General features: G+C 52.4%; 23 protein-coding genes. 15 read left to right on the top strand and 8 right to left on the bottom strand.

The genetic code is table 11. The features are described from left to right. The first annotated feature begins 527 nt into the window (after positions 1 to 527). Complete coding sequence (gene rluB / locus CTZ24_RS10830; RefSeq protein ID WP_021183089.1) at positions 528 to 1400, top strand: 23S rRNA pseudouridine(2605) synthase RluB; 873 nt, start codon at positions 528 to 530, stop codon at positions 1398 to 1400. A 31-nt stretch (positions 1401 to 1431) separates the two neighbouring features. Here the strand turns inward: rluB and cobO are convergent, their stop codons facing one another. Further along, entirely contained in the window at positions 1432 to 2022 is a 591-nt protein-coding gene (gene cobO, locus CTZ24_RS10825) for a cob(I)yrinic acid a,c-diamide adenosyltransferase (RefSeq protein ID WP_208723515.1), read from the bottom strand. Then, entirely contained in the window at positions 2019 to 2783 is a 765-nt protein-coding gene (locus CTZ24_RS10820; protein WP_208723514.1) for a YciK family oxidoreductase, read from the bottom strand. The genes cobO and CTZ24_RS10820 overlap by 4 nt, the downstream gene beginning before the upstream one ends. Positions 2784 to 2959: 176 nt before the next feature. On the opposite strand from CTZ24_RS10820, the gene sohB reads away from it, so the two are divergent. Continuing rightward, entirely contained in the window at positions 2960 to 4006 is a 1047-nt protein-coding gene (gene sohB / locus CTZ24_RS10815; RefSeq protein WP_208723513.1) for a protease SohB, read from the top strand. A gap of 59 nt (positions 4007 to 4065) precedes the next feature. On the opposite strand, the gene CTZ24_RS10810 is transcribed toward sohB, so the two are convergent. Continuing rightward, complete coding sequence (locus tag CTZ24_RS10810) at positions 4066 to 4314, bottom strand: DUF2498 family protein (RefSeq protein ID WP_021183093.1); 249 nt, start codon at positions 4312 to 4314, stop codon at positions 4066 to 4068. A 370-nt stretch (positions 4315 to 4684) separates the two neighbouring features. Between CTZ24_RS10810 and topA the strand changes: the two genes are divergently transcribed. The 5 genes from topA (at position 4685) to acnA (ending at position 12412) form a co-directional block, all read left to right on the top strand. Beyond that, positions 4685 to 7285 carry a type I DNA topoisomerase gene (gene topA, locus CTZ24_RS10805; protein WP_021183094.1) on the top strand — a complete coding sequence of 867 codons (2601 nt, stop codon included), beginning with the start codon at positions 4685 to 4687 and terminating at the stop codon, positions 7283 to 7285. Between the two features lie 189 nt (positions 7286 to 7474). Further along, a complete protein-coding gene (gene cysB / locus CTZ24_RS10800; RefSeq protein ID WP_021183095.1) occupies positions 7475 to 8449 on the top strand; it encodes an HTH-type transcriptional regulator CysB in 975 nt (324 codons plus the stop codon). A gap of 495 nt (positions 8450 to 8944) precedes the next feature. Beyond that, entirely contained in the window at positions 8945 to 9103 is a 159-nt protein-coding gene (locus CTZ24_RS10795) for a YmiA family putative membrane protein (protein WP_013509244.1), read from the top strand. 3 nt (positions 9104 to 9106) lie between these two features. Then, positions 9107 to 9286 (top strand): YciX family protein, encoded by a 180-nt coding sequence (locus CTZ24_RS26980; protein WP_021183096.1) that lies wholly within the window; start codon positions 9107 to 9109, stop codon positions 9284 to 9286. A gap of 444 nt (positions 9287 to 9730) precedes the next feature. Beyond that, complete coding sequence (gene acnA, locus CTZ24_RS10790; protein ID WP_208723512.1) at positions 9731 to 12412, top strand: aconitate hydratase AcnA; 2682 nt, start codon at positions 9731 to 9733, stop codon at positions 12410 to 12412. 32 nt (positions 12413 to 12444) lie between these two features. Here acnA and ribA read toward each other — a convergent pair whose 3' ends face one another. Next, the gene (gene ribA, locus CTZ24_RS10785) at positions 12445 to 13038 is read right to left on the bottom strand and encodes a GTP cyclohydrolase II (RefSeq protein WP_021183098.1); all 594 of its coding nucleotides are present in this window, start codon (positions 13036 to 13038) and stop codon (positions 12445 to 12447) included. Positions 13039 to 13264: 226 nt separating this feature from the next. On the opposite strand from ribA, the gene pgpB reads away from it, so the two are divergent. From pgpB to yciH, 5 genes are all read left to right on the top strand, one after another. Next, positions 13265 to 14029 (top strand): phosphatidylglycerophosphatase B, encoded by a 765-nt coding sequence (gene pgpB, locus CTZ24_RS10780; protein ID WP_208723511.1) that lies wholly within the window; start codon positions 13265 to 13267, stop codon positions 14027 to 14029. A gap of 127 nt (positions 14030 to 14156) precedes the next feature. Then, positions 14157 to 14462 carry a LapA family protein gene (locus CTZ24_RS10775; protein ID WP_208723510.1) on the top strand — a complete coding sequence of 102 codons (306 nt, stop codon included), beginning with the start codon at positions 14157 to 14159 and terminating at the stop codon, positions 14460 to 14462. A 6-nt stretch (positions 14463 to 14468) separates the two neighbouring features. Next, positions 14469 to 15638, top strand: a complete 1170-nt coding sequence (lapB, locus tag CTZ24_RS10770) for a lipopolysaccharide assembly protein LapB (protein WP_021183101.1) — start codon at positions 14469 to 14471, stop codon at positions 15636 to 15638. 200 nt (positions 15639 to 15838) lie between these two features. Further along, a complete protein-coding gene (pyrF, locus tag CTZ24_RS10765; protein ID WP_021183102.1) occupies positions 15839 to 16546 on the top strand; it encodes an orotidine-5'-phosphate decarboxylase in 708 nt (235 codons plus the stop codon). Continuing rightward, complete coding sequence (yciH, locus tag CTZ24_RS10760; protein WP_021183103.1) at positions 16546 to 16869, top strand: stress response translation initiation inhibitor YciH; 324 nt, start codon at positions 16546 to 16548, stop codon at positions 16867 to 16869. Before pyrF ends, yciH begins: the two co-directional genes overlap by 1 nt. Positions 16870 to 16942: 73 nt before the next feature. Here yciH and osmB read toward each other — a convergent pair whose 3' ends face one another. After that, complete coding sequence (osmB, locus tag CTZ24_RS10755; protein ID WP_013509236.1) at positions 16943 to 17158, bottom strand: osmotically-inducible lipoprotein OsmB; 216 nt, start codon at positions 17156 to 17158, stop codon at positions 16943 to 16945. 349 nt (positions 17159 to 17507) lie between these two features. On the opposite strand from osmB, the gene araD reads away from it, so the two are divergent. The 3 genes from araD to CTZ24_RS10740 all read left to right on the top strand — a co-directional run bounded on the left by araD (position 17508) and on the right by CTZ24_RS10740 (position 20441). Continuing rightward, the gene (araD, locus tag CTZ24_RS10750; protein ID WP_208723509.1) at positions 17508 to 18206 is read left to right on the top strand and encodes an L-ribulose-5-phosphate 4-epimerase; all 699 of its coding nucleotides are present in this window, start codon (positions 17508 to 17510) and stop codon (positions 18204 to 18206) included. Positions 18207 to 18450: 244 nt separating this feature from the next. Further along, positions 18451 to 19434, top strand: coding sequence for a 2-keto-3-deoxygluconate transporter (kdgT, locus tag CTZ24_RS10745; RefSeq protein WP_208723508.1), 984 nt, complete (start codon positions 18451 to 18453; stop codon positions 19432 to 19434). A 140-nt stretch (positions 19435 to 19574) separates the two neighbouring features. Beyond that, positions 19575 to 20441: a crotonase/enoyl-CoA hydratase family protein gene (locus tag CTZ24_RS10740; protein ID WP_208723507.1), complete on the top strand. Its 867-nt coding sequence runs from the start codon at positions 19575 to 19577 to the stop codon at positions 20439 to 20441. A 15-nt stretch (positions 20442 to 20456) separates the two neighbouring features. Here CTZ24_RS10740 and pdeR read toward each other — a convergent pair whose 3' ends face one another. The 3 genes from pdeR to CTZ24_RS10725 all read right to left on the bottom strand — a co-directional run bounded on the left by pdeR (position 20457) and on the right by CTZ24_RS10725 (position 24942). Continuing rightward, entirely contained in the window at positions 20457 to 22442 is a 1986-nt protein-coding gene (gene pdeR / locus CTZ24_RS10735) for a cyclic di-GMP phosphodiesterase (protein WP_021183108.1), read from the bottom strand. A 156-nt stretch (positions 22443 to 22598) separates the two neighbouring features. Then, positions 22599 to 22883, bottom strand: a complete 285-nt coding sequence (locus tag CTZ24_RS10730; protein ID WP_021183109.1) for a YbdD/YjiX family protein — start codon at positions 22881 to 22883, stop codon at positions 22599 to 22601. Continuing rightward, positions 22876 to 24942 carry a carbon starvation CstA family protein gene (locus tag CTZ24_RS10725; protein WP_208723506.1) on the bottom strand — a complete coding sequence of 689 codons (2067 nt, stop codon included), beginning with the start codon at positions 24940 to 24942 and terminating at the stop codon, positions 22876 to 22878. Before CTZ24_RS10725 ends, CTZ24_RS10730 begins: the two co-directional genes overlap by 8 nt. Between the last annotated feature and the right edge of the window lie 217 nt (positions 24943 to 25159).

The following is a 25159-nucleotide window of genomic DNA, read 5'->3' as shown; positions in this document are numbered from 1 at the left end:
GAAAATATAGATATAATCCAATCCACGATATTATTTGGCTGAGGATTTACATTTAATGCGCTTACGAAACTTACTTAACCTTTTTGAGTGGAGTTTTATCCTGTTTTTGCCTTAAGGCTTGGTCTTTGAAATGGCACTTTATCATAAGTACAGATAGCTCTGCTGCGATATGAGCCTTGAGTCTGGCTAATGTATCAGTTTGTTTAAGTGAGGTCGGTTTAAGCCAGGAAAGTCTTAAGCTAAAAAGACAAAAATTCAGAGGGTTGAGTCAAAGTCGCTGCGTAGCGCAGAATGTGATTTATTAGTCTGGCGAATGGATGGGATTTTTGACCCCAGGGTGATGGAAATCTGCGCGACCATTGTTATCGGCAGAAAAGTAAAAGGTTTTAACGCTGCTATGCTTAGTGTAAAATCGCGGGCCGCCTGAAGGTCTGGCGGTTAATCCGAATTCCGATATGGGAACTGGTAATCCCTGTATCTGTACCTTCTTACCACGACGCCTGGGAAGGCGACAACGAGGCTGCTCAATGAGCGAGAAATTACAGAAAGTGTTAGCGCGCGCCGGTCATGGCTCGCGCCGTGAAATCGAAACCATGATTTCAGCCGGACGCGTCAGCGTTGACGGCAAACTGGCGACGCTGGGCGATCGCATCGAAAGCGACAAATCCCTGAAAATCCGCATCGATGGGCATCTGGTGTCCATCGCTGAATCCACCACCGAAGTATGCCGGGTGTTAGCCTACTACAAACCTGAAGGCGAACTCTGTACGCGTAACGATCCGGAAGGTCGTCCGACGGTGTTTGATCGTCTGCCGCGCCTGCGCGGTTCCCGCTGGATTGCCGTTGGCCGTCTGGACGTGAACACCTGTGGCTTGCTGCTGTTCACCACCGACGGGGAACTGGCGAACCGCCTGATGCATCCCAGCCGTGAAGTCGAGCGTGAATATGCCGTGCGCGTGTTCGGTGAAGTGGGCGACGATAAAATTCGTCAACTGAGCAAGGGCGTGCAACTGGAAGACGGTCCTGCTGCGTTCAAAACCCTGCGTTTTGCAGGTGGTGAAGGGATCAACCAGTGGTACAACGTCACGCTGACCGAAGGACGTAACCGTGAAGTTCGTCGTTTATGGGAAGCGGTAGGCGTGCAGGTGAGCCGCCTGATGCGTGTGCGTTATGGTGATATCCAACTGCCGAAGGGGCTGCCGCGCGGTGGCTGGATGGAGCTGGAATTACCGGCGGTGAACTATCTGCGTACCCTGGTGGGGATGCCGGAAGAGACGGTGACCAAAGTTGCGGTGGAGAAAGATCGCCGTCGTACCAAAGCCAACCAGATCCGCCGTGCGGTGAAGCGGCACAGCCAGGTGAGCAACTCACCACGCCGTAGCAGCAAACGCGGCGCCTGAGAATAAAAAGGACGCCAGCCCGGCGTCTTTTTTACCAGTCAATACCCTGCTGGGCCTGAATCCCGGCATCAAAGGCGTGTTTCACCGGACGCATTTCCGTCACGGTATCCGCCAGCTCGGTTAAGCTGCGATGGCAGCCGCGGCCGGTAATGATCACGCTCTGTCCCGCGGGCCGTTGCTGCAATGCGGCGACCAGTTCATCCAGATCCAGATAATCCATGCTAACCATGTAAGTGATCTCATCCAGAATCACTAAATCCAGTTGCGGATCCGCCAGCATACGTTTTGCATGTTGCCACACCTGCTGGCAAGCGGCGGTATCGGTCGCCCGGTTCTGGGTTTCCCAGGTAAAGCCGGTCGCCATCACCTGGAATTCCACTCCGTGCTGTTCCAGCAGATTACGCTCGCCGTTGGGCCATTCACCTTTAATGAACTGAATAGCAGCAACTTTTTTACCGTGACCACAAGCGCGCAGGGCTGTGCCAAACGCGGCGGTGGTCTTGCCTTTGCCATTGCCGGTAAACACCATCAGAATGCCGCGCACCTCATTCGCCGCTTTGATGCGTGCATCAACCTGTTCTTTCAAACGCTGCTGACGTTGTTGATGTCGTTGTTCACTCATGCGCTGGCCGGTCCGGGTTTGCGTCCTGGCTGAGCATCAAAACTGATGCCAGTCTTGCGGCGGCTGTCATCACCCATTAAATAAAGATACAACGGCATCAAATCCGCCGGGGTTTTCAGCAGGCTGGCATCTTCCTGCGGGAAGGCACTGGCGCGCATTTTGGTGCGGGTGCCGCCGGGATTGATGCAGTTCACCCGTAAATGGCGGTTTTTGTATTCATCTGCCAGCACCTGCATCATCCCCTCGGTGGCGAATTTCGATACCGCATACGCCCCCCAACCGGAGCGACCAACGCGACCGACGCTCGAGGTGGTAAAGATCAGCGATCCGGCATCGGATTTCAGCAGCAATGGCAGCAGGGCCTGAGTGAGGTAGAAGGTAGCATCAAGGTTAATCTGCATCACCTGACGCCAGATATGCGGCTCCAGCTCTGCCAGGGGGACAATCTCACCGAGGATGCCCGCGTTGTGCAGCACCCCGTCGAGGCGCGGCACTTGCTGTGCCAGTTGTTGCGCCAGTTGCTGGCAGCTCTCAGGCGTGGCATGGGCAAAATCCAGCAGCAGGGTGGATGCCGGTTTTTTTTGCAGCTGATTAATCGCCAGTTCAGTTTGCTGCAAGGTGTGCGGGTTGCGCCCCAGCAGGATCACCTGCGCGCCATAGCGCGCATAGGTTAACGCGGCTTCACGGCCAATACCGTCTGAAGCGCCGGTTACCAGGATAATACGGTTTTCAAGCAGATCGCTTTTCGGTTGATAATGCACAGCGATGTCCTTTGCACAGGTCAGAAGGTTTTTTGGCTTTATGCCTTAATTTGCGGTCTGGCGCAATCGCTCAACCGCGCTTTCTGTGCCACCCGCGGGCAATTCAGGCGACGAATGCCACTAAAGCGGGTAAACTCGGGCTTTGTTTGTAATTCACTGTTTAATAAGGCGGCAGAATGGATTTACTCTCCAGTTATGGATTATTTCTGGCCAAGGCCGTCACCTTAGTGGTGACGATCGCAGCTATTGTTCTGATTGTGCTCAATGCGGCGATGCGGAAACGTCACAGCGGTGGTCAGCTGCGCTTAACCCATCTGGATGAAGACTACCGCCAGATGAAAGAAGATTTGCAGTTGGCGAAGATGAAACCGCAAGCGCAAAAAGTTTGGTTGAAGCAACATAAAAAAGAAGAGAAACAAAAAGCCAAACTCGCCAAACGACAGGCGAAAACAGGCGTGACGGAGACCGAAAAGCCGACGCTTTACGTGCTGGAATTTAAAGGCAGCATGGACGCCGGAGAAGTCAGTTCGTTGCGTGAAGAGATCTCCGCTGTGCTGGCGGTGGCAACGCCTGGCGATGAGGTGCTGCTGAAGCTGGAAAGCCCGGGCGGTGTGGTGCACGGCTACGGCCTGGCGGCTTCGCAGCTGCAACGTCTGCGCGATGCTGGCCTGACGCTGACAGCAGCGGTAGATAAGGTAGCGGCCAGCGGCGGTTATATGATGGCGTGCGTGGCCGATCGTATCGTTGCCGCACCTTTCTCAATCATCGGCTCAATCGGGGTAGTGGCGCAGATCCCTAATTTTAATCGCCTGCTAAAGCGAAACGATATTGATGTTGAACTGCATACCGCCGGGCAATATAAGCGCACCCTGACTTTGTTCGGTGAAAATACCGATGAAGGGCGTGACAAGTTTCGTGAAGACCTGAATGAAACTCATCTGCTGTTCAAAAATTTTGTCCATCAGATGCGCCCAGGGCTGGATGTGGAAAAAGTCGCTACGGGTGAACATTGGTACGGGCGCCAGGCGCTGGAACTGGGGCTGGTGGATGAGATTGGCACCAGCGATGCGCTGATTATCAATCAGATGGAACGCTTCACCGTGCTGGGTGTGCATTATGCGCGCAAACGTAAAATGATCGATCGTATGACCCATAGCGCCAGTCTTGCCGCAGAACGACTGATTCTGAAAATGTGGCAGCGTGGTAATAAGCCGCTGCTGTAAAGCACATACGTAGCGGCACGATTTATCGCGCTGCTACGTATCACAGCTGATAAGCCGTTTTATTCAAGGTGATACTGGGACGAGAAGGTGATAGCCAGGTATTTAAACACGTTAAATACCGCGGTGGTTTTGGCGGTCGGTAACTCGTCGTTATCGAGAAACAACGGGCCGCGAAACACCAGCACATCGCGTTGCTGGATGACATCAGTCGCTTCCATACCGGCAAAATAATCATCGTGTTCTTTGATCAGTTGATTGGCCTTTTCCAGTAACGCCTGGCGCGAAATGGATTCCGTAAATGCTGACATTATTCACTCCTTTTTTGACAGCCTCTTTTCTCCTTCTATATTACTTGCCAGTGAGCATAAGGTGCAAACCCGCGCGGGAGTGTTAAGTTGGCGCAAAATTAACCAGGATGCTAATTAAGTTGCGTAACGGATTTTATCAGGTAGAGTGTGGGCGATTCAGATTTCAGGGAGATCACACTGGGATGTGTGATATTGTCAGATGGAAAACTCGCTCCTAATCATAAAGTTGCATAAGTCGATGCAATCTGACCTGAGATTGTCCCGGTTGCCTTGAAAAGTGAAACAGTGGCAGCAATATTGAACCCATTGGGTTTTAGGGTCTTCAATCCTCTCCCGTTTATCAGGACGTTTCAATTAGGTAAAGGTACATATGGGTAAAGCACTCGTCATCGTTGAGTCCCCGGCAAAGGCCAAAACAATCAATAAATACCTCGGTAATGACTACGTGGTGAAATCCAGCGTCGGTCATATCCGTGATTTGCCGACCAGTGGTTCAACTGCCCGTAAAACTGCCGATGGGGAAAAAGCGAAACCGGCTGGCAAAAAGGTCAAAAAAGACGAAAAAGCCGCGCTGGTCAACCGTATGGGCGTGGATCCCTGGCATGGCTGGCAGGCAGATTATCAAATTCTGCCAGGCAAAGAGAAAGTGGTCTCTGAGCTAAAAAGCCTGGCTGCCGATGCTGACCATATCTATCTCGCAACCGACCTTGACCGCGAAGGGGAAGCCATTGCCTGGCACCTGCGGGAAGTGATCGGTGGTGATGACAAGCGTTTCAGCCGCGTGGTGTTTAACGAAATCACCAAAAATGCGATTCGTCAGGCGTTTGAGAAGCCTGGCGAACTGAATATCGAACGTGTTAATGCCCAACAGGCGCGCCGTTTTATGGACCGCGTGGTGGGTTATATGGTTTCTCCGCTGCTGTGGAAAAAAATCGCCCGAGGCCTCTCTGCCGGACGTGTGCAGTCGGTGGCAGTGCGCCTGGTGGTTGAGCGCGAACGTGAAATCAAAGCCTTCGTTCCGGAAGAATACTGGGAAGTTGATGCTGACCTGGTGACGCCGAAAGGTGATGCACTGGCTATGCAGGTGACTCATCAGGGTGACAAGGCGTTCCGTCCGGTTAACCGCGAGCAAACCTATGCCGCGGTGGCGTTGCTGCAAAAAGCGCGTTACGACGTACTGGACCGTGAAGACAAACCGACCAGCAGCAAACCTTCTGCGCCCTTTATCACTTCCACGTTGCAACAGGCGGCCAGCACGCGTCTCGGCTTCGGGGTGAAGAAAACCATGATGATGGCACAGCGTCTGTATGAAGCGGGCCACATTACTTATATGCGTACTGACTCCACCAACCTGAGTCAGGATGCCATTGCTATGGCACGCGGTTATATCGATAAAAACTTCGGTGCCAAATATCTGCCGGATGCGCCAAATACCTACGCCAGCAAAGATAACTCGCAGGAAGCGCACGAAGCGATTCGTCCTTCTGATGTGGCTGTGGCAGCAGACCAACTTAAAGATATGGAAACAGATGCGCAGAAACTGTATCAGCTGATTTGGCGTCAGTTTGTCGCCTGTCAGATGGTACCGGCGCAGTATGATTCCACCACCCTGACCGTTGGCGCAGGTGATTTCAAACTGAAAGCCAAAGGACGCACACTGCGTTTTGACGGCTGGACGCGCGTGATGCCCGCGCTGCGTAAAAATGATGAAGATTTGACGCTGCCACCGGTAAACGTGGGTGATGTGCTGGATCTCAAAGAAGTGCTGCCAAGCCAGCATTTCACCAAACCGCCAGCCCGTTTCAGCGAAGCTTCGCTGGTACGTGAACTGGAAAAACGCGGTATTGGTCGTCCTTCGACCTACGCTTCGATTATCTCGACCATCCAGGATCGTGGTTATGTGCGGGTAGAAAACCGCCGTTTCTATGCCGAGAAGATGGGTGAGATTGTGACCGATCGTCTGGAAGAAAACTTCCGCGAGCTGATGAACTACGATTTCACAGCCCATATGGAAGACAGCCTCGACCAGGTCGCGAATAATCAGGCTGAATGGAAGGGCGTGCTGGATTCGTTCTTTAGCGATTTTAGCCAGCAGCTGGACCAGGCGGAAAAAGAACCGGAAGAGGGCGGCATGCAGCCGAACCAGATGGTGCTGACATCTATCGATTGTCCAACCTGTGGACGTAAGATGGGGATTCGTACTGCCAGCACCGGCGTGTTCCTTGGCTGTTCAGGTTATGCCTTGCCGCCGAAAGAGCGTTGCAAGCAAACCATCAACCTGATCCCGGAAAATGAAGTACTCAACGTGCTGGAAGGTGACGACGCCGAAACCAACGCGTTGCGCGCCCGTCGTCGTTGCCAGAAATGCGGCACCGCGATGGACAGCTATCTGATTGATAATCAGCGCAAGTTGCACGTCTGCGGTAATAACCCGGAATGTGACGGCTACGAGATCGAGCAAGGTGAGTTCCGTATCAAAGGGTACGACGGCCCGATTGTTGAGTGTGAAAAATGTGGCTCGGAAATGCACCTGAAAATGGGGCGTTTTGGTAAGTACATGGCCTGTACCAACGACGAGTGTAAAAATACCCGTAAAATCCTGCGTAATGGTGAAGTGGCACCGCCGAAGGAAGATCCGGTCCCGTTGCCAGAACTGCCGTGTGAGAAGTCAGACGCTTATTTTGTGTTGCGTGACGGTGCTGCTGGCGTGTTCCTCGCAGCCAACACCTTCCCGAAATCACGCGAAACCCGTGCACCACTGGTGGAAGAGTTGCAGCGTTTCGCCGATCGCCTGCCTGAGAAACTGAAGTACCTGGCGGAAGCGCCGGCAGCCGATCCGGAAGGCAACAAAACCATGGTGCGTTTTAGCCGTAAAACGAAACAACAGTATGTTGCTTCGGAGAAAGAGGGCAAAGCGACCGGTTGGTCTGCCTTCTATATCGATGGCAGTTGGCAGGAAGCGAAGAAGTAATCCCCCCAAGGCCAGCGTCAGCTGGCCTTTTCACCATCCTTATAGCTAATCGTTCTACATTCTTTCTTTAACTGATATAGTGGTTATAGATTTTACGTTTCGCTGACACGCTTTCCCTGAATACCTCGCTCAAGGCGAAAATACGCTCGCCGGGATTGCTCCTCTGTCGCCTACCGGGAAGATATAACTATGAAATTGCAGCAGTTGCGCTACATCGTTGAAGTGGTCAATCACAACCTCAATGTTTCTTCGACGGCAGAAGGCTTATATACGTCGCAGCCGGGCATCAGTAAGCAGGTCAGAATGCTGGAAGATGAGCTGGGGGTGCAGATTTTTGCCCGTAGCGGTAAGCACCTGACGCAGGTGACACCAGCCGGTGAGGAAATCATCCGCATTGCCCGTGAAGTGTTATCAAAAGTGGATGCCATCAAATCGGTGGCGGGTGAGCATACCTGGCCTGATAAAGGCTCTTTATACGTCGCCACCACCCATACCCAGGCACGTTATGCGCTTCCCGGTGTAATCAAAGGCTTTATTGAACGCTATCCTCGTGTTTCCCTGCATATGCACCAAGGCTCACCGACGCAAATTGCGGAAGCAGTTTCAAAAGGTAATGCTGACTTTGCCATCGCCACCGAAGCGCTGCATCTTTACGATGACCTGATTATGCTGCCTTGCTATCACTGGAATCGTGCGATTGTCGTGACGCCAGACCATCCGCTGGCAGGCAAAGCGCAGGTGACGATAGAGGAACTGGCGGAGTTTCCGTTGGTGACATATACCTTCGGCTTTACCGGGCGTTCTGAACTGGATACGGCGTTTAATCGTGCGGGGCTGACGCCGCGTATTGTGTTTACTGCAACCGATGCTGACGTCATTAAGACCTATGTCCGTCTGGGGCTGGGGGTTGGGGTGATTGCCAGCATGGCGGTAGATCCGGTTTCTGACCCTGATCTGGTACGCATTGAAGCATCAGAGATCTTTACCAATAGCACGACAAAAATTGGCTTCAGACGTAGCACTTTCCTGCGAAGCTATATGTATGATTTTATTCAACGTTTCGCACCGCATTTGACCCGCGATGTGGTGGATACTGCGGTGGCATTGCGCTCCAACGAAGATATCGAAGCGATGTTCCGTGATATCAAGTTACCCTTCAAATAGCCTGTAAACTCATTATGTTAACAGGGTGCCCATTGGGCACCCTTTGTTTTTTTTGCCGTTGCTTAGCGCCATTGGTAGCTCAAAAATTAGATTAATTTTATGTAAATGAAACATCGGTCACATGTTTTTTCATTGTTAGTTGTTAAATGCGAATTAGTACACATTTTTTACTTTACCGCTTTGCGTGATCCCAGGAATATTCCCATACTCCAGTTAAGAGTTGATGGCGAAGGGCTTTTTAGCTGCCTCGCTAATTTAAACTTGAATTTAGAATGGATCTAATTTTGATTTAACCCAAATTTACAAAGTTAGTTTTTAATTAATAGTTTGCTTAGTTATTAAATTTATCTCATCATTTTTCGGTGTTTTGATAAATAGCATTAATCGTTGTGCTCAATAAAAATAACTGGATTTTTGGACTTAAGGCGTTTAGGATTCGTCCTAAATCTTAATCGATGTTAACAATCGTTTTATTGAGAGTGATTATCAAAAACTATGGCTACGAGATTAACTGTACAACCGGACTTCCGGGCTAAAAGCACCAAGGTTGAGCGTTCAGGGAACATCCGTCGCAAAGCCTGGTTGACTGTCTTCGCTGCTTCAGCCTTGTTCTGGGTAGTGGTGGCATTAATGATTTGGCGTATGTGGGGTTAAGCCATGTGGGCAAATACACTCAGTCGTAAATCTCCGGTTTCTGCACGTCAGCCCAACACGCCTGCGTGTAAAGCGAAAGACGTTGCCAGCACAGAACAAGATGTAGCGATACCGGCATCCTGGGAACTGAGTGAAAAGCAGCGCGGTTTTATTGAATCATTCATGGATCCGAAGTCCAAATAACGCAGTCTGCGTTCAGTTCTTTATATAGACGAATAGTCCTTCTCTTTACCGGGTTATCCGGTGGGCAATTTGAACGCCCTTCCTATAACACTCAGCATATAAAAAATGGTGTCATCAGCTAAGGCTGAAGACCGTAGCCCTTTTTTACCCGGAATCCGGGAGGGAGTGACTTAATGAACTCAATGAATAGTACAATTACCCTGTCATGGTTCAGCGTATATGCCTTTTCATTCGCTGTTTGGGCTGCTGCCGTGTGGACGATGATGTAATTTAATAACTCAAATTATTTCTTTTTTTAAATGCCCTGGCCAATATCCAGGGCATTTTTGTTTTTGGATCAATGTGTCAATTCGTGTTGTTATCAAAACGTTAACGAAAATGTGGTCTATCTTTAAGCTAAACCTTGCGGTTACTGAGGTTAAGAGAAACCCATGAGGAGGAGCTATGTCGTTAACGTTGCGCGAGCAGAGCCGGGAGACGCTCGAAGTTGGTAACCATACTTATCACTACTACAGCCTGCAAAAAGCATCCCATCACCTTGGAACCCTTGAACGCCTGCCTAAATCCATGAAAGTCCTGCTGGAGAATCTGCTGCGCTGGCAGGATGGCGATTCTGTGACGGCGGAAGATATTCAGGCGCTGGCCGCATGGCAAAACGATGCGCACGCCGACCGTGAAATTGCCTATCGTCCGGCGCGCGTGCTGATGCAGGATTTTACCGGCGTTCCCGCGGTGGTTGACCTGGCGGCAATGCGCGAGGCGGTGAAACGCCTTGGCGGCGATGTCGCCAGAGTAAATCCGCTCTCTCCGGTTGACCTGGTGATTGACCATTCTGTCACCGTTGACCATTTTGGTGACGATGAGGCATTTGAAGAGAACGTGCGGTTGGAGATGGAGCGCAACCATGAACGTTATGTCTTTCTGCGCTGGGGGCAAAAAGCTTTCAATCGTTTTCGCGTGGTGCCGCCAGGCACCGGCATTTGTCACCAGGTAAATCTGGAATATCTCGGCCAGGCGGTCTGGCATGAAAGCCAGGGTGGCAACGAGGTAGCGTATCCCGATACCCTGGTTGGCACCGATTCCCACACTACGATGATCAATGCGCTCGGTGTATTGGGGTGGGGGGTTGGCGGTATTGAAGCTGAGGCGGCAATGCTCGGCCAGCCGGTATCGATGCTGATTCCCGACGTGGTCGGTTTTAAACTGACCGGCAAACTGCGGCCAGGGATCACGGCGACCGACCTGGTATTGACCGTCACGCAGATGCTGCGTAAGCACGGCGTTGTAGGCAAGTTCGTTGAATTCTATGGCGATGGTCTGGCGGATCTGCCGTTGGCTGATCGTGCAACTATCGCCAATATGTCTCCCGAATATGGTGCCACCTGCGGCTTTTTCCCGATAGATGACATTACTCTTAGCTACATGACGCTGACAGGACGTGACAGCGAGCAGATTAAATTGGTTGAAGCCTATGCCAAAGCACAAGGTATGTGGCGTAATCCAGGTGATGAACCGATCTTCACCAGCACGCTGGCGCTGGATATGAACGAGGTTGAATCCAGCCTCGCCGGTCCGAAACGTCCACAGGACCGCGTCTCTCTGGCGGATGTCCCTGCGGCCTTCGCGGCGAGTAATGAACTGGAGGTGAACCAGGCACAGAAACCGCATAAAAGTGTCAGCTATCGTGACAGTGAGACGGGGGATAGCCATCAACTGGATGATGGGGCGGTAGTGATCGCGGCGATTACCTCCTGCACCAACACCTCGAATCCCAGTGTGCTGATGGCTGCGGGACTGTTGGCGAAAAAAGCGGTGGAAAAGGGATTGATGCGTAAGCCGTGGGTCAAAGCGTCACTGGCCCCCGGCTCTAAAGTGGTGTCCGATTATTTGGCCGTGGCGCAACTTACGCCCTATCTGGATGAGCTGGGTTTTAATCTGGTGGGTTATGGATGCACCACATGCATTGGTAACTCCGGGCCATTACCAGACAGCATTGAGAGCGCCATTAAAGAGGGTGACCTGACTGTCGGCGCGGTGCTCTCGGGTAACCGAAATTTTGAAGGTCGTATCCATCCCCTGGTGAAAACCAACTGGCTGGCGTCGCCACCGCTGGTGGTGGCCTATGCGCTGGCGGGCAACATGAAACTCAATCTGCAAAACGATCCCATCGGTCAGGATCAGCGCGGGAAGGATGTTTATCTGAAAGAAATCTGGCCGTCGCCGGAAGAAATTGCCGAGTATGTGCAAAAAGTCACCAGCGATATGTTCCACAAAGAGTATGCCGAAGTGTTTGATGGCACCCCGGAATGGCAGCAGATTAAAGTCAGTGAAGCGGCCACCTATGACTGGGATGAAGATTCAACCTATATCCGACTTTCTCCGTTCTTTGACGATATGGAAAAAACACCGAAACCGGTGCAGGACATCAAAGGAGCACGCATTCTGGCGATGCTGGGAGACTCCGTCACCACCGACCATATCTCCCCGGCGGGAAGTATCAAGGCAGAAAGCCCGGCAGGGCGTTATCTGCTGGCGCACGGTGTGGAACGTACGGACTTCAACTCATATGGATCAAGACGCGGCAACCATGAGGTGATGATGCGCGGTACCTTTGCCAATATCCGTATTCGCAATGAGATGGTGCCGGGCGTGGAGGGGGGTTACACCAAACATTTCCCCACTAATGAGCATTTGGCGATCTACGATGCAGCCATGAAGTATCAGTCCGAGGGGGTTCCGCTCGCGGTGATTGCCGGGAAAGAATATGGATCGGGATCCAGTCGTGACTGGGCAGCCAAGGGGCCACGATTGCAGGGGGTACGTGTGGTGATTGCCGAGTCATTTGAACGTATCCACCGTTCCAATCTGATTGGTATGGGGATTCTGCCGCTGGAGTTCCCACAGGGCGTTACGCGTAAAACGCTCAACTTAACCGGAGAGGAACACATTGATGTGGCGAACCTGAATCAGCTCAAGCCTGGCGGTACAGTTAAGGTGACGCTGACGCGCATGGATGGTGCTACAGAGACGCTGGAGACACGTTGTCGCATCGATACCGGCAATGAACTGACCTATTACCAGAATGACGGCATTCTGCACTACGTGATCCGTAATATGCTGAACTAAGAAAAAAGCCGGGATAATTTCCCGGCTTTGTTTTATTGCTTCGGCAGCAAATGGCCCATTTTTTCAGCTTTGGTATCGAGATAATGCGCGTTCTTCGGGTTACGCCCGACAATCAGCGGGACGCGCTCAACGATGTTGATGCCAGCTTCGCTGAGAATTTCCACTTTACGTGGGTTATTGGTCAGTAAACGCACTTCGTTGACACCCAGCAGTTTGAACATATCTGCACACAGGGTGAAATCACGCTCATCGGCGGCAAAACCTAACTGATGGTTGGCTTCTACCGTATCGTAGCCTTTGTCCTGCAAGGCGTAGGCGCGAATTTTGTTTAGCAGGCCGATATTACGACCTTCCTGACGATGATAAAGCAGGATACCACGTCCTTCTTCAGCGATAGCGGTCAGCGCGGCTTCCAGCTGAAATCCGCAATCGCAACGCAGGCTGAACAGTGCGTCACCGGTCAGGCATTCGGAGTGGACGCGTGCCAGCACCGGATTGTGGTCGCTAACATCACCGTAGACCAGCGCGACATGGTCGTGACCGGTTGCCAGTTCTTCAAAACCAACCATGAGGAAATCTCCCCAGGGCGTGGGCAGTTTGGCTTCTGCTACCCGTTTAAGCTGCATGTGACTCTCCAGAACCTTCAGAGGATGCGCTATCATCATGATAACGCACGGGCCTGATTGGCCCGAAAACTGACAATATTGTGCCACAACCTGGGTGCAGGCAGTTAATCAGTCAGAGTTATTGTAGTGATAAAGCACAATTATCCAAGCTGCAACGGTTATGTTATTCTTTTTTCAGCTAAAGTTATGCCTGACATAGTGTTTTGCGCGGTTTTAAGGACGATGGATGTTAAAGATTATACAACGCACCACCCTTGGCACGCTTCTGTTGCTGATTATGCCGCTGAGCGTCTGGCTTTCTGGCTGGCAGTGGCAACCAGGAGAAAATGGTGCGCTGTTAAAGCTATTATTCTGGATGACTGAAACGGTCACCAGCCCGTGGGGAATCCTCACCAGCCTGATCCTCAGTGCCTGGGTACTCTGGTGCCTGCGTTTCCGGCTCAAGCCTGCCATCCTGCTGCTTGTCATCATGAATGGCGCGATTCTGGTCGGTCAGTACACCAAATCCTTCATCAAAGATCAGGTCCAGGAACCTCGACCTTATGTGGTGTGGCTGGAAAAAAGTCATGGCGTCAATGAAAGCGCATTCTATGAATTGAAGCGTAAACAGCGCGGCAAGTTGGTAGAGCAACTGGTGGCGGATGATACGCAACTACCAGGATGGTTAAAAAAGCATTGGGCTTTTGAAACCGGCTTCGCTTTTCCTTCCGGCCATACGATGTTTGCAGCCAGTTGGGCGTTGCTGGTTATAGGTCTGCTCTGGCCCCGTCGCCATACCCTGACAATTGTGGTGTTATTTTTCTGGGCCACGTTGGTGATGGGAAGCCGCCTGATGCTAGGGATGCATTGGCCACGCGATTTGGTGATGGCGACACTGATCTCCTGGTTGCTGGTCACGGTGGCGACCTGGTTAGCACAACGTTTTTGCGGGCCGTTGACGGTGCCGCCAGCAGAGGCAAAAGAGATTGCACAGCGTGAAGACGGATTGTAATTTTTGCATCCGGCCCCATATTATTGATTGCACTTGCCTAAATCAGGCGGTTTGATGCGCTGATAAGCAGCATCGGCGCGGTTTTTTTGGCATACTCCTACTGGATAACCTCACGACAGGATGCATTGTGAAATATTTGCTGATTTTTCTCGTGGTATTGGTCATTTTCATCATCTCCGTGACGCTCGGGGCACATAACGACCAAATCATCACTTTTAACTATCTGCTGGCGCAGGGCGAATTTCGTATTTCCACATTGCTGGCTGTTCTGTTTGGTGCGGGATTCTTGCTGGGATGGGCGATCTGTGGCCTGTTCTGGTTGCGTTTACGGGTATCGCTGGCACACGCGCAGCGTAAACTGAAACGTATGCAGGCACAGAATGAACAATCGACGGCGGTGACAACGTCGCCTTCTGCCGGTCGTCGGGATTAAGCTTAGATGCTTGAATTGCTGTTTCTGCTTCTTCCTGTGGCTGCGGCGTATGGTTGGTATATGGGCCGACGCAGTGCGCAACAGGATAAGCAACAGGAAGCCAATCGCCTGTCGCGTGAATACGTTGCGGGGGTTAACTTCCTGCTGTCCAATCAGCAGGACAAAGCCGTTGATCTCTTCCTCGACATGTTGAAAGAAGACAGCGGCACGGTCGAAGCCCATCTCACCCTGGGTAACCTGTTCCGTTCACGCGGCGAAGTTGACCGCGCCATCCGCATTCACCAATCCCTGATGGAAAGTGCATCGCTCAGTTATGACCAGCGTCTGCTGGCGGTGCAACAACTTGGCCGCGATTATATGGCGGCTGGTTTGTATGACCGCGCAGAAGATATGTTTAGCCAGCTGGTGGATGAGACGGATTTTCGTATCGGTGCGTTGCAGCAACTGCTGCTGATCCACCAGGCAACCAGTGACTGGCAGCAGGCCATTGAAGTGGCGGAAAAACTGGTCAAGCTGGGAAAGGACAAGCAGAAAGGCGAAATTGCCCATTTCTACTGCGAACTCGCTTTGCAGGCACTCAGCAGTGACGATCTTGAACGGGCCATGACGCTGCTGAAAAAAGGTGAGGCGGCGGATCGTCAAAGTGCGCGCGTGTCGATAATGACCGGCCGCATTTTTATGGAGCAGGGCGAATACGCAAAAGCGGTCGAACGTTTACAACGGGTGCTGGAACAGGATAAAGAGTTGGTCAGTGAAGCCTTGCCAATGCTCGAAACGTGTTATCAGCGCCTGGATCAGCCCGAACAATGGGCGCAATTCCTGCAACGTTGCGTGGATGAGAATACCGGAGCGGTCGCTGAACTCTATCTCGCCGATATCCTTGAACAACAACAAGGCCCGGAAGCGGCGCAACTCTATATTAATCGCCAGTTGCAACGTCATCCGACGATGCGGGTTTTCCATCGTTTAATGGATTTTCACCTGCATGAAGCTGAAGATGGTCGGGCAAAAGAGAGTCTGATGGTGTTACGCGATATGGTGGGGGAGCAAATCCGCACCAAGCCGCGCTATCGCTGCCAGAAATGTGGTTTCACTGCGCATGCGTTGTACTGGCATTGTCCTTCCTGCCGCACCTGGTCTTCGGTGAAACCGATTCGTGGACTTGACGGCCAATAACGGCCGTCTTTTCTAAAAAAAGTCATTTTATAGTTACAACATACTAGAAATCTAAACTATTTATTCATTCCAGCATCGTGCAGGGTTCGGTCAAACAGGTTACAAATCCTGGCACCGTGATTGTCGTCATCAGGTCGCGCAGGTAGAATGCTTGCCGTTTGTCTAACGCGCCTGCGGGTGCCTGTAACTGAGGAAACGTTATGCCTGTTACCACTTCACCTATTCTGGTGGCACTCGACTATCATAATCTCGACAGCGCACTGCAATTTGTTGATCGCATCGACCCGAGCCAATGCCGCCTGAAAGTGGGCAAAGAGATGTTCACGTTGTTTGGGCCAACGCTGGTGAAAACGTTGCAGGATCGTGGTTTCGAAATCTTCCTCGATCTGAAATTCCACGATATCCCGAACACCACGGCGCATGCGGTTGCGGCGGCAGCAGACCTTGGCGTATGGATGGTTAACGTTCACGCCAGTGGTGGGGCACGCATGATGAACGCAGCGCGTGAGGCGCTGGTGTCGTACGGTAAAGATGCGCCGTTGCTGATTGCGGTCACCGTACTCACCAGCATGGATGAAGAGGATCTGAAAGGGCTTGGTATTACCTTGTCTCCTGCGGCACAGGCCGAACGTCTGGCATGCCTGACGCGTGACTGTGGCCTTGACGGCGTGGTGTGCTCCGCACAGGAAGCGGCACATTTCAAACAGGTGATTGGCAAAGACTTTAAGCTGGTGACACCAGGAATTCGTCCGGCAGGCAGTGACGCGGGTGATCAGCGTCGTATCATGACGCCACAGCAGGCGCAGCAGGCAGGGGTGGATTATATGGTAATTGGGCGTCCGATCACCCAATCTGCCGATCCTGCCGCCACCCTGCAACAGATTCTGCAAAGTTTACAGGAGGGCTAATGGCTCAGGACAATCCGCTGGTTTACTCCACCGAAACCGGCCGCATTACGCCAACCGAAGAGAAAGCTGTACGCCCGAAAGGCGATGGCATCGTACGTATTCAACGTCAGACCAGTGGTCGTAAAGGTAAAGGTGTTTGCCTGATCACCGGTGTCGATCTCGATGATGACGCGCTGACCAAACTGGCCGCCGAACTGAAGAAAAAATGCGGTTGCGGTGGGGCGGTGAAAGACGGCGTGATTGAGATTCAGGGCGATAAGCGCGACCTGTTGAAATCGCTGCTTGAAGCTAAAGGCATGAAGGTCAAACTGGCTGGCGGTTGAAATGACCAGGCCACTCGGTGAGTGGCCTGTTTATGTAGATGCGCTGCGTAAGCCTTTTGTTATGTAGTCGGAATTAATGAACCTGATGGCCGATAATGCCACCAACAGCAGCACCACCAATGGTGCCCAATGCGCTTCCGTTAGTCAGAATAGAACCGCCAATTGCACCCGCACCCGCACCAATCGCGGTATTGCGGTCACGCTTGGACCAGTTTGAACAACCGCTCAGGGCAATAACCAGGGTGGTAGCCAGCACGGCGGCGGTCAGACGTTTCATTGTTGTTGTCATAAACTTCTCCTTGATTGTACATACAGGGACAACCTTTTAAGTATAGGTGTTGTTTCCTGCAATCGTTTCACCCTGTGGTTTCATAACGGTTCTCATCCCTGAGCCTGCAATCCGCAGCCCGCATGCAAAAACAGCGTGATAGCCGCATCACCGGGCAATAAAATCGTCCCGTGGTTGGCTGGAGACAGTCTAATCATTACGGGATTTTTCCGAAGATGGAAAACTCCGAATTCACGCCACATTTTTACGCCCTCAGCCACTTTCAGCAGCTTTTACAGCGATTCCTTCCATAACGCTTTTGCGCCAGGCTTTGCACAATTTCTCCATCACATCTAACGGGAGAAAAAACATGCTGGAAGCGCTGAAACAACAGGTGCTGGAAGCCAATCTGGATCTGCCACGTTATAACCTGGTGACCTTTACCTGGGGCAATGTCAGTGCCCTCGATCGTGAAAGCGGTCTGCTGGTGATCAAACCTTCCGGGGTGAAGTACGTTGATATGAAACGTGACGATATGGTGGTGGTGGAGCTGGAAAGCGGGAAAGTGGTCGAGGGTAAGATGCGCCCCTCATCTGACACTGCCACCCATCGCGCGCTGTACCTCGCCTGGCCGGATATTGGCGGCATAGTCCATACCCATTCACGTCATGCTGCCATCTGGGCGCAGGCAGGGCGGGATATTCTCGCCTGGGGCACCACTCATGCGGATGATTTTTACGGCACCATTCCTTGCACACGGGCTATGCAGCGTGAAGAAATCGAGCAGGAATATGAGTGGAATACCGGACAGGTGATTATCGAAACCTTCGCTAAGCGCGAAATATCGCCCACCGCGATTCCGGCGGTGCTGGTGAATTCGCATGGCCCTTTTGCCTGGGGGAAAGATGCGGATGCGGCAGTGCACAGCGCGGTGGTGCTGGAGGAGGTCGCATATATGGCGTTGCATACCGAGCAACTACACCAGGCACTCCCACCGATTTCGCAAACGTTGCTTGATCTGCATTACCTGCGCAAACACGGCAAAAACGCCTGGTATGGGCAGAAGTGATAAACAGGCGCGCTTGATCGCGCAGCTCTTTCAGGCGCCATCTGGCGCCTTTTTTGTTGCCTTCAACCAACTGGTATGGCGACGCTGATCAAAAAATAAAATGATAATCCAATAAAAATAAAACAACGTTTCATAAATATATTTGCGATCACTTTTTTGCCTGTGGTGAGCCGGTATCTTGCCCGTAATGCCTGACGGCAACAAATAACGCACCTCCCTCTGGCTTAGTACAGGTGATACTCAAATGCATATTAAACGTGCAATCGATAAAATTCCTGGCGGTATGATGTTGATCCCGCTGTTTCTCGGCGCGCTTTGCCATACCTTTTCCCCTGGCGCAGGCAAATATTTTGGTTCCTTTACCAATGGATTAATGACCGGCACCGTGCCAATTCTGGCGGTGTGGTTCTTCTGTATGGGGGCATCGATCAAACTCAGTGCCACCGGTACCGTGCTGCGTAAATCCGGCACCCTGGTATTAACGAAAATCGCCGTTGCCTGGGTGGTTGCTGCGATTGCCTCGCGCGTCATGCCTGAAAATGGCGTTGAAGTGGGCATGTTCGCCGGTCTTTCCACCCTGGCGCTGGTGGCGGCGATGGATATGACCAATGGTGGCCTGTACGCGTCAATCATGCAGCAATATGGTTCGAAAGAGGAGGCGGGCGCGTTTGTGCTGATGTCGCTCGAATCAGGACCACTGATGACTATGGTTATTCTGGGCACCGCAGGTATCGCCTCATTTGAACCTCACGTCTTCGTGGGTGCAGTTCTGCCATTCCTGGTTGGCTTCGCCCTGGGCAACCTTGACCCTGAATTACGTGAGTTTTTCGGTAAGGCGGTGCACACCCTGATTCCGTTCTTTGCCTTTGCCCTCGGCAACACCATTGATTTAGCGGTAATTGCCCAAACCGGTTTGCTCGGTATTTTGCTTGGCGTTACGGTCATCATCATCACCGGCATTCCGTTAATCCTGGCGGATCGCTTGATTGGTGGCGGCGATGGTACGGCGGGTATTGCTGCCTCCAGCACCGCTGGTGCAGCGGTAGCGACACCGGTGTTGATTGCCGAAATGCTGCCGCAGTTTAAACCGGTTGCGCCTGCCGCCACCGCTTTAGTGGCCACATCAGTAATTGTCACTTCAGTATTGGTGCCGATCATTACGGCGCTTTATTCACGCCGCGTTAAGCGTTTTCATGCTGCGGTGGGCCAACGCGCCGCTATTAAGTAAGCCCGCTAATCTTTCCCCGACCCCTGTGTCGGGGAAATCTCTGGAATTTGCTTTATAAATCAATCTCTCATTTGGTCTGGCCTCACTCTGGATTACGCTGATATTGCGTTTAACGCATCACATAACTAGAGGATGAGACTATGACAGTGATTAACCAACCGACATGCCGACTGTTCACCGAAGTCGGACAAACCACTCAACTGGCTGCCTATTATGAAGAAGGGCGTCACACCATGTGGATGATGCTGCGGGCGCAACCTCGACCCAGTTTCAACCACGAGTTAATCGAAGAGATCATGAACCTGAGCTACGCGGCGCAGCGTTCCGGTTTACCGATTGATTTCTGGGTGACGGGATCGTTAGTTCCTCAGATGTTTAACGCCGGGGGCGATTTACGCTTCTTTGTTGAATGCATTCGCAACAACCGGCGCGAAGCTCTGCGTGCCTACGCCCGTGCCTGCGTGGATTGCATCCATTCAGCCGCCCGAGGCTTTGATACTGGCGCGGTGACGCTGGCAATGATCGAGGGTAGTGCTCTCGGCGGAGGATTTGAAGCCGCCCTGGCGCACCACTTTATTCTGGCGCAAAACAGCGCACGCATGGGGTTCCCGGAAATTGCGTTTAACCTGTTCCCCGGCATGGGCGGATACTCGTTAGTGGCGCGCCGCGCGGGGATGAAGCTGGCTGAAGAGTTAATTTGTGAAGGGGAGTCACACAGCGCGGAGTGGTATGAAACCCGTGGTCTGGTCGACAAAGTGTTCCAGCCTGGTGACAGCTATCGCACTACACGCACCTTCATCGACACTTTACGTCCCAAACTGAATGGCATACGGGCGATGCTTAAAGCACGTCAGCGCGTGTTGCAACTCTCAAGGGCGGAACTGATGGATATAACGGAAGATTGGGTGGATTATGCCTTCACGCTGGAACCGAAAGACATTGCTTATATGGAACGTCTGGTGCAACTGCAAAACCGTCATAGCGCATCCTTGCGCAAAGCCGGATAATCTCGCAGTTCAGCGTTAAACGCGGGCAGGATGCTTAGCCAGCCAATGCCCGAGCTGGTCTGCGGGCATTGGTTTTGCGTAAAAATAACCCTGACGCCCATCGACGCCGTTAGCCATCACAAATTTTTCTTCGGCTTTGGTTTCAATACCCTCGGCAATCACCTGCAACTCCAGGGCTTTGGCCACAGCCATAATGGCACGCACCAGGGACTGTGCCACCGGTTGCTTATTGATATTACGAATAAAACTCTGGTCCAGCTTGATGGCGTCAATCGGTACTCGCGCCAACTGTGACAGGGAAGAGTAACCGGTCCCGAAATCGTCAAGATGCACCTGTGCCCCCAGCTCCTGAAACTGTTTCATTAGTTTCAGTGCATCGGCTTCGTTTTCGATCAGGCAGCTTTCAGTCAGTTCGATATCAATCGGGCAATCCTTGATGCCACTCTCAATCAGGGCCTGCTTCAGATCGCTATAGATACTCTGATCAATCAATTGCTTGGCTGAAACATTCACGGCCACCCGCAACCAGATCCCTTCTTTGCGCCACGCAATCACCTGCTGCAACACATTCAGCATCACCCAGCGCCCCAGCGGCACAATCAGCCCGGATTCTTCCGCATAAGCAATAAAATCACCTGGTGGCACCAGGCCACGCTCCGGCGAATTCCAGCGTACCAGCGCTTCGGCACTGCGCACCTCGCCATCACGGTCGATTTTCGGTTGGTAATACACCACCAGGTGATCCTGGTCCAGGGCTTTACGCAGATTGGTATCCAGCCACAGATACTCAAACACGCGTTGATTCATTTCGCTGGCAAACACGCAAAACTTACCGCGACCATTTTCTTTGGCGTGATACATGGCGGTATCGGCATTGCGGATCAGGCTTTCACGGTCTTCGCCATGCAAGGGGGCAAGGGCGATACCAAGCGAGCAGCCGCTGTAAACCTCAATCAGTCCGATGCGAAAAGGCTGACGCAGCCGTTCGAGGATCCGCGAAGCCATCGCTTCCAGCGCCGCCTGGCTGGTATTTTCTGCCAGTACCACAAACTCGTCACCGCCGAGGCGTGCCAGGGTTTGATCTTTGCCGAGGCAGCTAAGGATCGCCAGCGAAACCGCCTGAAGTAACTGGTCACCGAACATGTGCCCGTAGGCGTCATTCACCTTCTTGAAATTGTCTAAGTCGAGATACACCACGCCGGTTTGCGTGCCTTTCGCCGTCTCAAGTGCCAGACTAATTTGCTGATGGATGGCATTGCGATTGGGTAACCCGGTCACCGTATCGGTGTTGGCCAGCACGCGCAGACGCTCCTGGGCCCGGCGCTCCTCGGTAATATCCGTTCCTGAACAGATGAGGAAAATTTCATTTTTTCCGCTGCCGCTGTGAACGAACTTATTACGAAACAGAAACAGTCGCTGACCTTTCTTGGTTTTGATCCAGCGTTCCACTTCGTAAGAGTTGCCGTCGCGAAAAAATCCGGCGATGTTGCGGCGGGAGGCCTGGGCTTCCTGTTTGGTCATGAATAGCTGGAACACATTACGGCCAATCACTTCGTGTTCTTTCAGGCCAGTGTATTCTTCACTTAACCGATTAAAACGTTGAATGTTACCTCGTTGGTCGAGGATAACGATCACCGAGTTGGCCTCGGAAACCACTTGCTCAGCAAACGACAGGCCCAGCGTCAAATCGCGTGCGACAGAAGAGGTGTCTCCCCAGGCTGATGCGGTGCCTGCCCACGTCGCCTGGTTCACTTTACGACCGACAAAATGCATCGGCACCGGTACGCCATGCAGCGACAGCGTCAGGTTGATGCTGGAGGTAATCACGGTCATGGCGCGCAACAAACTCGCCTGTGCCGGGGTTAGCGGAACGGCCAGATTGGTATGGGCATTTTCCTCTTCGGCAAAATGTAAAGCATCGCTGTCCGCAGTCAGACGCCAATGAGGGCTGGTGGTGCCAAACAAGGTGTATAGCAACGTTTGCCCTTGTTCATCGGTCATGGAAACTTCCTCCAGGGAGTTCTCAGCAGGCGGTATCTCATTATTTTAGCAACAGTATTCATCCTCTTGCGTAAGCACAAGATGCAATCCAAATATATTTTTGTTTAGATAAATGAATGGCACGAAAAAGCCCCAAAAATTTGGGGCTAAACAGGATTAACACGGGCACTTACCCAATTTTCCTGGCTGGCTGGGAAAGCGGGCGTCGAGGCAGTAACGATAAAATTCGCGTTCACTCATCGGGGGCTGTTCGGGATGATGCAGACGCATATGCTGTAGATAATTTTGATAATCGTGTACGCCGACCATTAAGCGAAAGCTCTGCTGCAAGCCACGCCAGATTTTTTGCCAGCGGGTGCGCGGCGGCTCGCCCAGCGGCAGACACTGATTTATCTGCCAGCGCCCGGCCGGTTTACGCCAGGCTAAAATCGCCTCAGACATTACGCACCTCCTTACGCAGCGACACCGGTGCCTCATGCACGGTCGGCACGTCACTGCGCAGGGCACGGCGAATGACAAAGAAGGCCGCGATCAACATGGTGACGGCCACCAGCATGAAGAAACCGCACAGCAGGGCGTTAATCTGGTTGCTGAACACGATGGTTTGCATATCAGCGACGGTTTTCGCGGGTGCGATAATCACGCCCTCATCCAGACCTTTGCGGAACTTATTCGCCTGGGCAAGGAAACCAATCGACGGTTTTTCATGGAAAATCTTTTGCCATCCGGCGGTCATTGAGGTGATAAACAACCAGGCAGTTGGCAGAATCGTCACCCACGCGTAACGTTGTTTCTTCATCTTAAACAGCACCACGGTGCCGAGAATCAGCGCCATCGACGCCAGCATCTGGTTACCAATACCGAACAATGGCCACAAGGTGTTGATGCCGCCCAGGGGATCGACCACGCCCTGATAGACAAAGAAACCCCAACCCGCAACAGCCACGGTGGTTCCCGCCATATTGCCGAGCCATGAACGGTTATTGGCAAGTGAAGGCACCACGGTGCCGACCAAATCCTGCACCATAAAACGGCAGGCACGCGTACCGGCGTCCACGGCGGTAAGGATAAACAAGGCTTCGAACAGAATGGCGAAGTGATACCAGAACGCCATCATGGCGCGGCTGTTGAACACCTCAGTAATGATATGTGCCATTCCTACGGCGAAGGTTGGCGCACCACCCGCACGGGACAGGATGGTCTTCTCACCCACTTCAGAAGCGATGGTGGTCAGCATTTCCGGTGTGACGACAAAACCCCAGCTATTAATCACCTGCGACGCGTTTTCCACGGTGGAGCCAATCAGCGCCGTCGGGGCGTTCATGGCAAAGTAGACGCCCGGATCCAGCACCGACGCGCAAATCAGCGCCATGATGGCGACAAAGGATTCCATCAGCATCGCGCCATAGCCAATAAAACGAATATGGCTTTCACGTTCCACCAGTTTCGGCGTGGTGCCGCTGGAGACTAACGCATGGAAACCAGAAATCGCGCCACAGGCGATGGTGATAAACAGGAACGGGAACAGCGCCCCGGAAAACACCGGGCCGGTACCATCGATAAACTTAGTTACCGCAGGCATCTTCAATTCTGGCATGGCAAACAAAATGCCGATCGCCAGACCAATAATCACGCCAATTTTCAGGAAGGTAGAGAGATAGTCACGCGGTGCCAGCAGTAGCCATACCGGCAGCGATGAGGCAACAAAACCATAAATCACCAGCACCCAGGTGAGTTCCGTGCCTTTCAGGGTGAAGAACGGTCCCCAGAAGGGATGTTGTGCGATATCACCGCCAAAAATAATCGCCGCCATCATCAGTACAAAACCAATAATCGACACCTCAGCGATTTTTCCCGGGCGCAGAAAGCGCATATACACGCCCATAAACAGCGCAATCGGGATAGTCGCGGCGATGGTGAACAACCCCCAGGGGCTGTTCGCCAGCGCTTTGACCACCACCAACGCCAGGGCCGAAAGAATAATGATCATCACCCCGAGTGCGCCAAGCATGGTGATCACCCCGGCAAAACTGCCGAGTTCCTGGCGCGCCATTTCACCCAGCGAACGCCCATCGCGGCGGGTGGAGATAAACAGCACGAGGAAATCCTGTACTGCGCCAGCCAGCATCACACCGACCAGAATCCAGATGGTGCCTGGCAGGAAACCCATTTGTGCCGCGAGGATCGGGCCGACCAGTGGGCCAGCACCGGCAATGGCGGCAAAGTGGTGGCCGAACAGCACCCACTTGTTGGTAGGCACGTAATCCAGACCATCGTTAAAGCGCTCCGCTGGCGTACGGCGGCGATCGTCCAGTTCGAAAATACGGCGGGCAATAAACAGGCTGTAAAAGCGATAAGCGATGCTGTAGCACGCCACGGCGGCAATCACCAACCAGACGGCATTGACGTGTTCACCACGGCTTAGTGCCAGCATGGCGAACGACGCCGCACCAATTAACGCCACCGCTAACCAGATCAATCCGGTTTTGACGTTGTTCATGAGTTAACTCCTTGTAGGGACCGGGAAAAATAAACGATCGAATACAACAAGTTAAAAATAATGTAATGGAATGTAAGCGACAGCGAATCGATGAAGAAGTGTGAAGCGAGGTGCAAATTTAACAATTACTTAAAAGGAGGAGTCCCGTAGCGGCGCGATTTATCGCGCGCTTTTTAAAACCTGCGCGATAAATCGCACCGCTACGGGTGATGTCAGA

Source organism: Pantoea phytobeneficialis (assembly GCF_009728735.1).
Taxonomy (GTDB): domain Bacteria; phylum Pseudomonadota; class Gammaproteobacteria; order Enterobacterales; family Enterobacteriaceae; genus Pantoea; species Pantoea phytobeneficialis.
Note: the sequence above shows the minus strand (reverse complement) of the source record. Positions and strands in the feature narration are given on the sequence as shown.

Excerpts from the sequence above, each read along its gene's own strand:
- rluB (WP_021183089.1), top strand. The coding sequence starts at position 528 with ATGAGCGAGAAATTACAGAAAGTGTTAGCGCGCGCCGGTCATGGCTCG.
- cobO (WP_208723515.1), bottom strand. The coding sequence starts at position 2,022 with ATGAGTGAACAACGACATCAACAACGTCAGCAGCGTTTGAAAGAACAG.
- sohB (WP_208723513.1), top strand. The coding sequence starts at position 2,960 with ATGGATTTACTCTCCAGTTATGGATTATTTCTGGCCAAGGCCGTCACC.
- CTZ24_RS10810 (WP_021183093.1), bottom strand. The coding sequence starts at position 4,314 with ATGTCAGCATTTACGGAATCCATTTCGCGCCAGGCGTTACTGGAAAAG.
- topA (WP_021183094.1), top strand. The coding sequence starts at position 4,685 with ATGGGTAAAGCACTCGTCATCGTTGAGTCCCCGGCAAAGGCCAAAACA.
- cysB (WP_021183095.1), top strand. The coding sequence starts at position 7,475 with ATGAAATTGCAGCAGTTGCGCTACATCGTTGAAGTGGTCAATCACAAC.
- CTZ24_RS10795 (WP_013509244.1), top strand. The coding sequence starts at position 8,945 with ATGGCTACGAGATTAACTGTACAACCGGACTTCCGGGCTAAAAGCACC.
- CTZ24_RS26980 (WP_021183096.1), top strand. The coding sequence starts at position 9,107 with ATGTGGGCAAATACACTCAGTCGTAAATCTCCGGTTTCTGCACGTCAG.
- acnA (WP_208723512.1), top strand. The coding sequence starts at position 9,731 with ATGTCGTTAACGTTGCGCGAGCAGAGCCGGGAGACGCTCGAAGTTGGT.
- ribA (WP_021183098.1), bottom strand. The coding sequence starts at position 13,038 with ATGCAGCTTAAACGGGTAGCAGAAGCCAAACTGCCCACGCCCTGGGGA.
- pgpB (WP_208723511.1), top strand. The coding sequence starts at position 13,265 with ATGTTAAAGATTATACAACGCACCACCCTTGGCACGCTTCTGTTGCTG.
- lapB (WP_021183101.1), top strand. The coding sequence starts at position 14,469 with ATGCTTGAATTGCTGTTTCTGCTTCTTCCTGTGGCTGCGGCGTATGGT.
- pyrF (WP_021183102.1), top strand. The coding sequence starts at position 15,839 with ATGCCTGTTACCACTTCACCTATTCTGGTGGCACTCGACTATCATAAT.
- yciH (WP_021183103.1), top strand. The coding sequence starts at position 16,546 with ATGGCTCAGGACAATCCGCTGGTTTACTCCACCGAAACCGGCCGCATT.
- osmB (WP_013509236.1), bottom strand. The coding sequence starts at position 17,158 with ATGACAACAACAATGAAACGTCTGACCGCCGCCGTGCTGGCTACCACC.
- araD (WP_208723509.1), top strand. The coding sequence starts at position 17,508 with ATGCTGGAAGCGCTGAAACAACAGGTGCTGGAAGCCAATCTGGATCTG.
- kdgT (WP_208723508.1), top strand. The coding sequence starts at position 18,451 with ATGCATATTAAACGTGCAATCGATAAAATTCCTGGCGGTATGATGTTG.
- CTZ24_RS10740 (WP_208723507.1), top strand. The coding sequence starts at position 19,575 with ATGACAGTGATTAACCAACCGACATGCCGACTGTTCACCGAAGTCGGA.
- pdeR (WP_021183108.1), bottom strand. The coding sequence starts at position 22,442 with ATGACCGATGAACAAGGGCAAACGTTGCTATACACCTTGTTTGGCACC.
- CTZ24_RS10730 (WP_021183109.1), bottom strand. The coding sequence starts at position 22,883 with ATGTCTGAGGCGATTTTAGCCTGGCGTAAACCGGCCGGGCGCTGGCAG.
- CTZ24_RS10725 (WP_208723506.1), bottom strand. The coding sequence starts at position 24,942 with ATGAACAACGTCAAAACCGGATTGATCTGGTTAGCGGTGGCGTTAATT.